The 12,267-nt window shown below is 65.0% G+C and carries 14 protein-coding genes; 11 read left to right on the top strand and 3 right to left on the bottom strand.

From position 1 onward, the window contains the following. Positions 1-43: 43 nt before the first annotated feature. Together rpmG and P7228_RS05170 are read left to right on the top strand one after the other, a co-directional pair. Complete coding sequence (gene rpmG, locus P7228_RS05165) at positions 44-211, top strand: 50S ribosomal protein L33 (RefSeq protein ID WP_278017147.1); 168 nt, start codon at positions 44-46, stop codon at positions 209-211. A 64-nt stretch (positions 212-275) separates the two neighbouring features. Next, positions 276-941, top strand: a complete 666-nt coding sequence (locus P7228_RS05170) for a LolA family protein (RefSeq protein WP_278017148.1) — start codon at positions 276-278, stop codon at positions 939-941. A gap of 288 nt (positions 942-1,229) precedes the next feature. Here the strand turns inward: P7228_RS05170 and P7228_RS05175 are convergent, their stop codons facing one another. After that, entirely contained in the window at positions 1,230-2,663 is a 1,434-nt protein-coding gene (locus P7228_RS05175) for an alkaline phosphatase (protein WP_278017149.1), read from the bottom strand. Positions 2,664-2,765: 102 nt separating this feature from the next. Here P7228_RS05175 and P7228_RS05180 point away from each other — a divergent pair, with 102 nt between their 5' ends. The 3 genes from P7228_RS05180 to P7228_RS05190 are packed head-to-tail and all read left to right on the top strand — an operon-like array spanning position 2,766 to position 5,130. Then, positions 2,766-3,560, top strand: a complete 795-nt coding sequence (locus P7228_RS05180; protein WP_278017150.1) for an exodeoxyribonuclease III — start codon at positions 2,766-2,768, stop codon at positions 3,558-3,560. Between the two features lie 56 nt (positions 3,561-3,616). Then, the gene (ribA, locus tag P7228_RS05185) at positions 3,617-4,633 is read left to right on the top strand and encodes a GTP cyclohydrolase II (RefSeq protein ID WP_278017151.1); all 1,017 of its coding nucleotides are present in this window, start codon (positions 3,617-3,619) and stop codon (positions 4,631-4,633) included. Further along, positions 4,630-5,130, top strand: a complete 501-nt coding sequence (locus P7228_RS05190; RefSeq protein ID WP_278017152.1) for a GNAT family N-acetyltransferase — start codon at positions 4,630-4,632, stop codon at positions 5,128-5,130. Before ribA ends, P7228_RS05190 begins: the two co-directional genes overlap by 4 nt. Here the strand turns inward: P7228_RS05190 and P7228_RS05195 are convergent. After that, the gene (locus P7228_RS05195; protein WP_278017153.1) at positions 5,127-6,110 is read right to left on the bottom strand and encodes a right-handed parallel beta-helix repeat-containing protein; all 984 of its coding nucleotides are present in this window, start codon (positions 6,108-6,110) and stop codon (positions 5,127-5,129) included. The two genes, P7228_RS05190 and P7228_RS05195, sit on opposite strands and share 4 nt — an antisense overlap. A 149-nt stretch (positions 6,111-6,259) precedes the next feature. On the opposite strand from P7228_RS05195, the gene P7228_RS05200 reads away from it, so the two are divergent. The 6 genes from P7228_RS05200 (at position 6,260) to P7228_RS05225 (ending at position 11,448) form a co-directional block, all read left to right on the top strand. Then, positions 6,260-6,559, top strand: a complete 300-nt coding sequence (locus tag P7228_RS05200) for a hypothetical protein (protein ID WP_278017154.1) — start codon at positions 6,260-6,262, stop codon at positions 6,557-6,559. 117 nt (positions 6,560-6,676) lie between these two features. Beyond that, positions 6,677-6,919, top strand: coding sequence for a hypothetical protein (locus P7228_RS05205; protein WP_278017155.1), 243 nt, complete (start codon positions 6,677-6,679; stop codon positions 6,917-6,919). A 31-nt stretch (positions 6,920-6,950) separates the two neighbouring features. Then, positions 6,951-8,129 carry an acyl-CoA dehydrogenase family protein gene (locus P7228_RS05210; protein WP_278017156.1) on the top strand — a complete coding sequence of 393 codons (1,179 nt, stop codon included), beginning with the start codon at positions 6,951-6,953 and terminating at the stop codon, positions 8,127-8,129. Between the two features lie 9 nt (positions 8,130-8,138). After that, on the top strand, positions 8,139-9,371 hold the full coding sequence (locus P7228_RS05215) for a CoA transferase (protein WP_278017157.1): 1,233 nt from the start codon (positions 8,139-8,141) through the stop codon (positions 9,369-9,371). After that, positions 9,368-10,594, top strand: a complete 1,227-nt coding sequence (locus P7228_RS05220; RefSeq protein WP_278017158.1) for an acetyl-CoA C-acetyltransferase — start codon at positions 9,368-9,370, stop codon at positions 10,592-10,594. Before P7228_RS05215 ends, P7228_RS05220 begins: the two co-directional genes overlap by 4 nt. 2 nt (positions 10,595-10,596) lie before the next feature. Further along, positions 10,597-11,448 carry an HTD2 family dehydratase gene (locus P7228_RS05225; RefSeq protein ID WP_278017159.1) on the top strand — a complete coding sequence of 284 codons (852 nt, stop codon included), beginning with the start codon at positions 10,597-10,599 and terminating at the stop codon, positions 11,446-11,448. Here P7228_RS05225 and ppk2 read toward each other — a convergent pair. Further along, complete coding sequence (gene ppk2 / locus P7228_RS05230; RefSeq protein ID WP_430732500.1) at positions 11,445-12,242, bottom strand: polyphosphate kinase 2; 798 nt, start codon at positions 12,240-12,242, stop codon at positions 11,445-11,447. The genes P7228_RS05225 and ppk2 overlap by 4 nt on opposite strands. Positions 12,243-12,267: the final 25 nt, after the last annotated feature.

A 12,267-nucleotide genomic window follows, 5' to 3' on the forward strand; every position in this document is an offset into this window, starting at 1 on the left:
TCCCGTAACAGGGGCGGCCTCACAGGATCTTTAGGAACACGCCATGGCGAAGCCCGCAACCGTCAAGATCAAGCTCGTCTCGACCGCCGACACGGGTTTCTACTATGTGACGAAGAAGAACCCTCGCAACCACACCGAGAAGTTCACCTTCCGCAAGTACGACCCCGTCGCCAAGAAGCACGTCGAGTTCAAGGAAGCGAAGATCAAGTAAGCTGAACCTCGGGAACTTCCCGGGTTCACTCGCTGTTCAATGCCCTGGAACTAGTCACAGGAGCATGAACATCTTGCATTCTCTTACCCAACGCCCGTTGCGTGCCGCCCTGGCCGCGGCGCTGGCCGTCGGTTTGCCGGTGGCCGCCCTGACCGCCCCTGCCAGCCCGGCGGCTGCCCAGCAGGACGATCTCGACCGCGCGGTGACCGCTCTGCGCGGAATCTCCACCATGAAGGCGGATTTCACCCAGACCGACCGGCAAGGCCAGGTCGCGCGCGGGGTGATGACGCTCAAACGTCCGGGCAAGATCCGTTTCGAGTACGAGAAAAGCATCCCGATGCTGGTCGTCTCGAACGGCAAGTCGCTCTACATGATCGACTACGAGGTCGACCAGGTCCAGCGCTGGCCGATCAGGCGTTCGCCGCTCGGCGCGCTGCTCGACCCCAATCGCGACGTGAAGAAGTACGGCAAGCTCATTCCGACCAGCAATCCCGACGTGGTGAGCATCGAAGTGCGCGATTCGAGCCGTCCGGAATTCGGCGTGATCACGATGATCTTCGTGCGAAGCTCCTCCGCACCCGGTGGGCTCCAGCTGACGAATTGGGTTGCGCTCGATTCCCAGAATCACCGCACGACCGTCAAGCTCCGTAACCATCGTTACGGAGTCGCCGTCTCTGACAGCGCCTTCACCTTCAAGGATCCGCGCCGCACGTCTCGTCGCCCACGGTGAACGGCTGGACCGTAATTCGTTGTACGAACGCGACAAGACGCTGCGCGCTGTTCATTTACAGGAAAGCCACGGGAGCGTAGTCTCCTAATCCAAGGCGGACGAAGCGGGTTTCCCCCCTGTTGCCCGATCTTCATCAAGATCCGCCTTGGCCAAGCGTGACGAACGCTCAAAAAGAACCCTCGTGCCAATGCCCCCGGCGCGAGGGTTTTTTTGTTGGGCTCGACCTGCTTGTCTTGCCTCAAGCGATGGCGCTCTCGCCCCTACCTACGTGCGATAGACGAATACGTCTCAATCCTTCCAGCCGAGCGCCTTGACGATGATGTCGTAGATCACGCTCTGCTCGATGACTCCGCGCACCCGCTCCGCGCCGGGCCCCGTGCCGAACAAGGCGACATCTTCACCCCCGTGGGTTTCGCTCCGCATGGGTATCGCCGCTTGCTGGCGTGCCTTGGACCCGGTTTCTGGTATTGGCCGCTCGCCCGTCACGGCGCCAGGCCCATTGGCGTAGCCCAGCGTGGTGTAGGGCTTACCGTCTGCCGCCAGCATCGGCCCGCCATCCGACTCCCCTCCGTCCTCACCGCCGCCTTCGGGCGGATGCACCAGTCCGAGAATATCGTTCCCGCGCCGGGGATAGCCGGCCATGGTGAAGACGTGGCTGTGATCGGCCGTCACCAGGATCAATGTTTCGTTTGGATCGGTGTTGTCGATCGCATACTGGATCGCGCGGGCGAACTCGATGGCTTCCTCGAGCGCATATCCCGCCTGCCCGGCGTGGTGGCCGTGATCGATCCGCCCGCTCTCGACCATCAGGTAATAGCCATCCGGGTCGCGCTCGAGCCGCCTGATCGCTTCCGCGGTCATCTGGGTCAGGGTCGGCTCGCTGCTATCGGCCTCGCGGTCGATCATGTAGGTCATGTGGCTGTTCGAAAAGAGGCCGAACAGCGGCTTGTCGACCGGAGCCGCCGCCATTGCGGCGCCGTCTTCGACGAATGTCCCGCCGCTCAGCGCCTGCCATGCCGCCGGCAGGTCGGCATCGGCCGACAGCCGTACCCCGCGCTTGTCCGGGCCATAGAACACCGCGCGACCACCGCCGAGTGCCACATCGAAGCCGCTGCCGATCAATTGCGCCGCGATATCCTCGCATCCGAGCCCGCGCTGGTCTTCGGGAATGCTCGCATCGGCTTCCCAGTCGCGGTTGGGGATATGGGCGTAAACTGCCGCGGGCGTGGCATGGGTGATGCGTGCCGTACTGACGATGCCGACGGCGAGCCCCTTGCGCTTGGCATCCTCGCCCAGCGTCGGCAGGCGGTGCTGGAGCGAGGCCGCGCAATCGTTGCGCGGTGCTTCCGGCCCGACCCCGATCATCCCAATGCGGGTCTTCTTGCCGGTATGCATTGCGCTGGCCGTGCCCGCGCTGTCGGGTACCTGCGCATCGGTATTGTAGGTCTTGACCAGCGCGACATTATCGAACCGCTCGTACGACTGGACGAATTCCTCGCCGCTCTGGCCGAGCTTTTGCCCCGCATAGATGCGCGCGGCGGTGATGGTCGAGATGCCCATGCCGTCACCGATGAAGAGGATGACCTTCTTCGCTTTGGCCGGCGCGGTGGCAGGCGCGACCGGGGCGCTGGCCAGGGGCGCGCCGGCTTCGGCCGTGGCGCAGGCCGCAAGCGGCATGGCCAGCGCTACAGCCAGGGCGAGAGATTTGGTGCGACTGGTCATCGGTGGGTTCTCCTTTGCCGCCTCGCTATCCATTTCGAATGTGACGCGAAAGCGAAAGTTGTAGGCTGGACCCACCGCCGCACCGTCCCTAAGTCGTCTCCCATGGTCTCTATCGCAACTTGGAATATCAATTCGGTTCGCCTGCGCCTGCCGATCGTCGAGCGATTGCTGCAGGAGGAAGCGCCCGATGTGCTGTGCCTGCAGGAAATCAAGTGCCAGGAACACCAGTTCCCGGCGCAGGCGCTGGCCGATCTCGGCTATGTCCACCAGGCGATCCACGGGCAAAAGGGCTATCACGGCGTCGCCACTGTCAGCCGCATTCCGTTGAAGGAATTTTCGCGCCACGACTGGCAGGACAATGGCGAGGCCCGCCACGTCGGGGTCGAACTGCTCGGGCCGGGCCAGGGCATGGTGATCGAGAATGTCTATGTCCCGGCGGGCGGGGACGAGCCCGATCGCACGATCAACGCCAAGTTCGGGCAGAAGCTCGATTTCCTCGAACGGATGACGCGCTGGGCCGACGCGGTCGATCGCCCCACGCTGATCGTCGGTGATTTCAATATCGCCCCGCTCGAAAGCGACGTCTGGAATCACAAGCAACTGCTCAAGGTCGTCAGCCACACGCCGATCGAAGTCGACACACTTCAGCGCTTCAAGGACGCGCATGGCTGGACCGATATCGGGCGCGAGCATATCCGCGATCCCGATCGCTATTACAGCTGGTGGAGCTACCGCGCGAAGGACTGGAAAGCGAACGATCGCGGACGGCGGCTCGATCACATGTGGGCCAGCCCCGATCTGGCGAAACAGGCGGGACGGCACTGGCTGCGCGAGGACGCGCGCGATTGGGACAAGCCGAGCGACCACATCCCACTGTTCACGGAGTTCAATCTCTGAACGCGCCTCCGCCTTCCCCAAGCCCGGCGAGGCGCGCGGCGCTGGCGGTCGACGCCTTGCGGCACGGCTGGCCGATCGCCTTCGAGGGTGGGCCGATCTTGCTGCCGGTCGAAACCTCGATCGCGCGGGAAGCGACCAGCCCGCTGATGCTGATTTCAGCGGCGCGTGGGGCAACGCTCAAGCTAGCCAACCAGCGCGAGGCCGCCGAGCCGCACGCTCCGGTGCTGATCCGCGGCGGCGAGCCGCTCGACCTGCGCACCGCCCTGCCGATTGCCGACCCCGCGCTCGACCTTGCCAACCCGCTCAAGGGCCCGTTCAAGGCCGAGCATATCGATTGGTGCGATGCGGCGCTGGCAGCGATGGAGCTGGCGCGGATCGCGGGTATCCTCCCGGCGTTCCTGGTCGATCCTGACAATGCGGGCGAAGCGCAGCCTATCTCGGCTGGCGATGTGGACGCATGGTCCGAACCCGATCGGCTCCAGATCGCGACCCGCGCGCGCCTGCCCATCGCGGCCAGCGAGACTGCGGAGATCGTTGCCTTTCGCAGCGCCGATGACACCCGCGAGCACGTCGCGCTGGTGATCGGCCGCCAGCAGGGCGATGTCGAACCGCTGGTCCGGCTCCATTCCGAATGCCTTACCGGCGATATCCTCGGCAGCCTCAAATGCGACTGCGGGCCGCAGCTCGACGCCGCGCTTGCCGCAATGGCGGCAGAGGCAGAACGCGGCGGCTGGGGCGTGCTGCTTTACATGCGGCAGGAGGGGCGCGGTATCGGCCTCGTCAACAAGCTGCGCGCTTATCGATTGCAGGACCAGGGGTTCGACACGATCGAGGCCAACCAGCGGCTCGGGCTGCCCGACGAGGCGCGCGATTTCTCGACTGCCGCACGCATGCTCGACCTGCTCGGCGTGCGCGGCATTCGCCTGATGACCAACAATCCGCGCAAGGTTGTAGCGCTCGAAAACGCAGGTGTCGCGGTCAGCGAGCGCGTGCCGCATCAATTGCCCGACAACCCGCATAATGCGCGCTATCTCGCGACCAAGCGCGACAAGTCCGGGCATCTCCTCGGGTGACGGCGATCTCGATCCGCCCGGAGCTGCCGCAGGATCATGCGACGATCCATCTCGTTACGGCGGCGGCATTTCGAGACGCCGAACACAGCGATGGCAGCGAGCCGCGCATCGTCGATAACCTGCGCGATGATGGCGACCTGGCGCTGTCACTGGTGGCCGAAGATGGCGCGCGCATCGTCGCGCATATTGCCTTTTCGCCCGTGACGATCGCGGACGGTACGACCGGTTGGTACGGGCTGGGCCCGATTAGCGTGCTGCCCGAATGCCAGGGTGGCGGGATCGGATTCCGGCTGGTGCAGCGCGGGATCGCCGACATGCGCACGCTCGGCGCCCAAGGCATCGTGCTGCTGGGCGATCCGGCCTATTACGAACGCTTCGGTTTCCGGCATGAACCGCAGCTCACCTATCCCGGCCCGTCGCCCGAGTATTTCCAGTGCCTGCTGCTCGATGAAAATTTGCCTTCAGGCGAAGTGCGCTACGCACCTGCCTTCGGCTAGCGCCGGTCGTATTTCGCGATACCCGGCGCGATCTCGTTGCGCTCGATCACCAAGCGATGCCCGGTCCAGTCGGCGACGAAGGCCGATGACCGGCTGAGCCCTGGCACGAACCGGGCGGTGTTGTCGACGATCGTCAGGCCATGCGAAGGGTGGAGGTTGTCCTCCGGCCCCACCGCGATGAAGGCCGAATAATTTTCCTTGTCGCGGCCCTGGACGAACCAGTTGCCCGCGATGCGACCAGTCGCCCCCGCCGCAAGGTCGATCATGTAGTTGCTCTCGCGCCCTTGCGCATCGTCGAAACTGTTGCCTTCGATCTCTACCCGCGCGGCGCGCGTCTTGAGGTAATGCCCCCCGGTGCCGCGTTCGAAGCGACTGCGCGTGACGCGCAGCAGGCCGTAGTCACCGGTGTAGATCGAATGCGCACAGCCGGCAGAATTCTCGCAGGTGCCAAGGCCGGAAAAGGTCGACTTGTCGATCGTGATCGCGCTGTCGGGATCGTTGGCGGTAAGGATACCTTGTTGGCTATCGACGAACCAGCTCTGGCTGATGGTGAGATCGCCTTGTTCGAGCCGGATCCCGGCACCGTTCCCGTCCTCCACGGCCATGCCGCGAAAGATGATTCCGTCGATATTTGCGCTGCGGCCCCGCAGGACCAGCGCGGCCTTCCCCTCGCAGGTTTCTTCTTCGAAGGCGACGGTGCCGCGTTGCTCGGCCCGCAGCGTGATGATGCCGCCTTCCTGGACGGCGCATTGACGATAGACGCCCGGCGCGATCACGATGGTGCCGCGACCATTGCCGATCGCGTCCAGCGCCTGCTGCAGGTTGGCGTAGCTTCGACCGCTCTCCTCGATCGAGAACGGGCCGCGCGCCGGCTGGGCCAGCAGTGCCGCGAGCGGTATTGCAGCAACGGCGAGCGCAATGGCCGCCGCGCCCATCCAGCCGAGCCGAACCGGAATTGCCGAAGGAGAATCGTCGAACATGGCGGAATCCCTAGCCGGAAATGGTTAACCCGCTGATAAGGCTCGCTTGGTCGCAATTTTGCCGCAATTTTACTTGGCGCAGCCGAAAACCCCATTGTATGCCCTCCCGGTCCGGACCTCGCTGCCGGAAGAAACCAGGAGATTATGCAATGAAGAAGTTTTCCGCGCTGCTGGCCGTGTCCGCCGCTTCGCTGGCGCTCGCCGCATGTGGCAGCGCAGACGACGCTTCGACCGAAGCCACTGCCGACACGGTTGAAATGCCCGCCGACGAGGCGCTCGAAGGTGTGACCGAAGAGCCGGTGGCCGATGCTGATGCCAATGCCGTCGCCGAAGAAGACGACACCAATGTCAGCGTCGACGAGGCCAACGCAGCGGCAGAAGCCGCCGCCGATGTCGCTGCCGATGCTGCTGCCGCAGCAGAAGCAGCCGAGGCAGCGGCAACCGAATAAGCACTGCGCCGCGCTGGCGGCTCGCGAATTCCGAAGGCCGGCGGATCGGGTGGGGACATGCTCCCCTATTCGATTCGTCGGCTTTTTCTTTTTGTCGGGCTCGCTATGGTCGATTGCATGAAGCAACGCATCCCTGCCTCGCTCGCCATGTCGCTGTTGGCCCTCGCCGCCTGCGGGCCCGCCGACAATGACCCCGGCCCGGGCGGCGTGACCGTGGGGGAGGCGCGCGCGCTAGACGAGGCGGCAGAGATGATCGAGCAACGCCGCCTCCCCGAAGAGGCCCTGCCCGATACGGGCGCGGACGAAGCCCCCAAGCCTCCCGAAGTCGAGGCAGGCGACGCGCCGCCGGATGCCGGTTAGTTCGAGCCACACCAACGCAAGGAAAGAGCACATGGCCGACAGCGGGATGGACCCCGAGATCTTCGAACAGTTCATCGACCAGCTCGAGCGCTATGTGCGCGAGCGGCTCATCCCCGCCGAAAAGGAGGTGATCGAGAACGACCGCATCCCCGACGCCATCCTGCAGGAAATGAAGGACATGGGCCTGTTCGGCTTGACCGTGCCCGAGGAATTTGGCGGGGCAGGGCTCAACACCTCGCAATATGCGCAGGTCGTGAAGACGATGGCCTATGCCGCGCCCGCCTATCGTTCGATCTTCTCGATCAATGTCGGCATGTTCAACTCGGCGATCAAGAATGGTGGCACCGAGGCGCAGAAGGCCGAATGGTGGCCGCGTATCGCCGCTGGCGAGATCGCCTGCTTCGGCCTGACCGAACCGGGCAGCGGATCCGACAGCGCTGCAATGCAGACCTCGGCCCGCCCCGATCCCGACGGCAATGGCTGGATCCTCAACGGGACCAAGCGCTACATCACCAATGCGCCGCATGCCTCGGTCGGGCTGATCATGGCGCGCACCGAGAAGGACAATTTGCCCAAGAACGCACATGTCAGCGCTTTCATCGTGCCGATGGACACGCCGGGCGTTTCGACCGGCAGTCCCGACAAGAAGATGGGCCAGTCCGGTTCGCATATTTCCGATGTCATGCTCGATGACGTCCACGTGAGCGGCGAAGCGCTGCTCGGCGGCGAGACGGGCCTGGGCTTCATCTTCGCGATGAAGAGCCTCGACAATGGCCGCATTTCGGTCGGCGCGGCCTCGACCGGCTATGCTCGCCGCGCACTCGACAGCGCGCTGCGCTATGCCAACGAGCGCAAGGCCTTTGGCGAGCCGATCGCCAACTTCCAGCTGATCCAGCAGATGCTCGCCGAGAGCGAGACCGAGATTTACGCCGCCGAATGCATGATGGCGGATGTCACGGCGCGCGCCGACCGCGGCGAGAACATCCTGCGCAAGGCCGCCGCCTTCAAGGTCTTCGCCAGCGAGATGTGCGGGCGCGTGGTCGACCGCGTTGTGCAGATCTACGGCGGCGCGGGTTACCTTGCCGAATACGATGCCGAGCGGTTCTTCCGCGATGCCCGCATCTACCGCATCTACGAGGGCACCACGCAAATCCTCCAGCTCCAGATCGCCAAGCATATGCTGCGCGACTGGGCAGCGGAACACGGCTGAGGCTGGCGCGTGTACAAGCTGCTCAGCGACCTCAGCGTCATCGAAGTCTCGAGCTTCGTCGCCTCGCCCACCATCGGGCTTTATTGCGCGCAAATGGGGGCCGAGGTGATCCGCGTCGACCACAAGGCGGGAGGGCTCGACTACGATCGCTACTTGCTGACGAAAGAGGGGCGCTCGCTGAGCTGGGAGAACCTCAACCGCGCCAAGAAATCGGTCGCGCTCGACCTGCGGAGCGCAGAGGGACGCGAGCTGTGCGTCGAACTCGCGAGAAAGACGGGGCAATGCGTGACCAACCTGCCCGAGAAAAGTTTCCTTAGCCACGCGGCCATGGCTGACGGCCGCCCGGACATGGTCTCGCTGCGGATCATGGGTTGGCACGACGGACGGCAGGCGATGGATTTCACGGTCAACGCCGCCAGCGGCTATCCGCTGATGTGCGGGCCGGAGGAGTGGGATGACAAGACCGCGCCGCCGGTCAACCAGGTGCTGCCCGCCTGGGATTTCATCACCGGCGCCTATGGCGCCTTCGCCCTGCTCGCCGCACTGCGCCATCGCGACGCGACCGGCGAAGGGAGCGAAGTGCGCATTCCATTGGGTGACGTCGCGATCGGCACCATGGCCAATTCCGGAGCTATGGCGGAGATGCTCTATCGCGGCGCCGACCGCGAACGGCTCGGCAATGCCATCTGGGGCGCCTTCGGGCGCGATTTCCGCAGCCGCGACGGCAAGCGATTCATGGTGGCCGCGCTCACCGCTAAGCAGTGGGATGGCCTCGTCGCCGCCTTCGAACTAGCAGAGGAGATCGCCGCGCTCGAGGCCGAGGTCGGAGCGAACTTTGCCGCTGGCGACCGCCCGCGCTTCGAACACCGCCACCGATTGTTCGACCTGTTCCAGCAGGCAGCGGAGGAACGGGACTATGACGAGCTTGCCTCCCGCATGGCTGCGCAGGGCTGCACCTTCGAACGCTATCGTACGATGCACGAGGCGGCGAACGATCCGGTGCTGATCGATGACAACCCGCTGTTCGGGCCATCGCCCGCCAACCCCTCGGGCTTTGCCTATCCCGCCACGCGCAGCTTTGCGCATATGCCCGAGAAGCACGCCGGCGATCCCGCGCCCGCGCCATATTTGGGCCAGCACAGCGAAGAGGTGCTTGCGCAAAAGCTGGGGCTGTCGTCGGGCGCTATCGGCAAGCTGATCGACGCCGGAACAGTCGCCACCAGTGACAAGGAATCAAGATGACCAGACGCGCCGCCATCGTTTCTCCCCTGCGCACGCCGGTGGGCAAGTTCCTCGGCTCGCTCGCGCCGCTCGATGCAGGGGCGCTCGGGGCGGTCATCCTCAAGGCGCTGGTCGAGCGCAGCGGGATCGATCCTGAGCGGGTCGACGACGTCGTCTTCAGCCAGGGCTACGGCAATGCCGAGGCGCCTGCCATCGGCCACTGGAGCTGGCTGGCGGCCGGACTGCCGCTCGAAGTGCCAGGCTTCCAGCTCGACCGCCGCTGCGGCTCGGGCGTGCAGGCGGTGGCGACCGCCGCGATGATGGTCGAAACCGGCATGGCCGATGTCGTGGTCGCAGGCGGCTGCGAGAGCATGTCCAATGTCGAGCACTACACCACCGACCTGCGCGGCGGCGTGCGCATGGGCGACATGACCTTGCACGACCGCCTCTCGCGCGGGCGGCTGATGAGCCAGCCGATCGAGCGCTTCGGGGTGATCACCGGCATGATCGAGACTGCGGAGAACCTCGCCAAGGATTACGCGATCACACGCGAGGAGGCCGATGCCTTTGCCGTGCGTAGCCACCAGAATGGAGCCAAGGCGTGGGAAGAAGGCAAATTCGCCGATCACCTCGTGCCGGTCGAGATTCCGCAGCGGCGCGGCGATCCGGTGGTGTTCGACCATGACGAGGGCTATCGCGCCGATGCCAGTATGGAATCGCTCGGCGCCTTGCGCGCGATCGATCTCAAGCGCGATCCCGATGCCATCGTCACCGCGGGCAACGCCAGCCAGCAGAACGACGCCGCGGCAGCCTGCCTCGTCGTGGCCGAGGACAAGCTCGAGGAAATGGGCCTGGAGCCGTCGCTCTGGTTCCGCGGCTGGGCGGCCGCGGGCTGCGATCCGAGCCGCATGGGCATCGGCCCCGTGCCAGCCGTCGAGCGCCTGTTCGCGCGCACCGGCATGGGCTGGGACGACATTGGCCTGGTCGAACTCAACGAGGCCTTCGCGCCGCAGGTGCTCGCGGTGCTCAAGGGCTGGGGCTGGTCCGCGGGTGACAGTCGCCGCGACATGCTCAACGTCAACGGTTCGGGCATTTCGCTGGGGCATCCGATCGGAGCGACCGGCGGACGTATTCTTGCCGACATGGCCGCCGAAATGCACCGACGCGAGGTGCGCTACGGCCTCGAAACCATGTGCATCGGGGGGGGGCAGGGCATCGCCGCGATTTTCGAACGGGCGGCCTAGCCATGAGCGACTGGGATGCCTGGATCGGTCGCGAACTGGTCCAAGAGGACGTGCTCGATCCTGCGCTCGCACGGCGGTGGTGCGGCACATTCGATCTTTCCCCGCCCGTAGACGGTATCATGCCGCAGGGCATTCATCTGTGCCTCTGCACTCCCGAAGCGCCGCAATCTGCACTTGGGGAGGATGGACATCCCCGGCGCGACGATAGTGCGACCAGCTTCTTCCCGCCGATCCCGCTGCCACGCCGGATGTGGGCGGCGAGTAATATCGCCTTCCTTGCCCCGATCCGTGTCGGCACGGAGATCAAACGCGTCAGCCGCATCGCCTCAATCGCCGAGAAGGAAGGCTCGACCGGCAAGCTGGGCTTCGTCGACGTCGAGCACGTGACCTCGGCTGATGGCGCGGAGGCAGTGCGCGAGACGCAGACGTTGGTCTACCGCGACAGCGTGTCGCCCGACGCGCCGATGAGCCCGCCGGGTCTGGGGCAGGGCACATTCGACATCACTGCATGGGACGCGCACACAATCGTCACGCCCGATCCGCGGCTGCTGTTCCGATTCTCGGCGCTGACGTTCAACACCCACAGGATTCATTACGACCTCCCCTATGCGCGCGATGTCGAGCGTTACCGTGGGCTGGTGGTGCATGGCCCGTTGATGGCCAGCCTCCTGCTGCAGCTGGCGGCGCGCGAGCTGGGCGAGAACAAGCTCAAGAGCTTCAGCTTCCGCGCAGTCAGCCCGGCGATCGCAGATGAGGTGCTTCACCTCGCCATGCGTCGGGGCGACGACGGCGTTGAACTCGGCACCTTCGCGAGCGACGGAAGGCAGTGCGTGAAGGCCAACGCGACGTTCTAGTCGACGTTCACGGGATAGCTTTCGATCGGCTCAATCACCCCATAGGTCTCCTTCAGCGCCGCATGACCCAGCTCGGGAAACTCCAGCGGCGGCGGATCGATATGCGTATCAGGCAGTCGGTCGAGCAGGTCGCGGATCAATGTCAGGCGCCCGCGCTTCTGATCGTTGAAATCGACCAAGGTCCACGGCGCCCATTCGCTGTGCGTCGCCTTGAGCATCGCCTCGCGCGCCTTGGTATAGGCCTGGTATTGCTCGCGGGCGGCGAGGTCGATCGGGGAGAGTTTCCAGCGCTTGAGCGGATCCTCGAGCCGTTCGGCCAGCCGTTCCTCCTGGTTTTCCTGGTCGGTGGTGAGCCAGTATTTGAACAGCAGGATGCCATCGTCGACCAATTGCCGCTCGAAACTCGGCGCCTGCTTGAGGAAGGCATCGACCTGCTCTTCTGACGCGAAGCCCATCACTTTCTCCACCCCGGCGCGGTTGTACCAGCTGCGGTCGAACAGCACGATCTCGCCTGCGCTGGGCAGGTGGTCGACATAGCGCTGGAAGTACCACTGGCTCTGCTCCGCATCGGTCGGTTTGCCCAGGGCCACTACGCGGCACTGGCGCGGATTGAGCCGCTGGCTCACGGCGCGGATCGCGCCGCCCTTGCCCGCGGTATCACGCCCTTCGAACAGGACCACGATTCGCGCGCCGGTCGCCTTGGCCCAGCGCGCCATCGCGACAAGCTCCAGTTCGAGCGGTTCGAGCAGGTCCTCATATTGCTTACGCTTCAACTTGCCTTCGTCGCCGGCCACGCCCATCTCCCGAATTGTCACGCGG

It is taken from the genome of Altererythrobacter sp. CAU 1644 (genome assembly GCF_029623755.1).
In the GTDB taxonomy this organism is placed as follows: domain Bacteria; phylum Pseudomonadota; class Alphaproteobacteria; order Sphingomonadales; family Sphingomonadaceae; genus Erythrobacter; species Erythrobacter arenosus.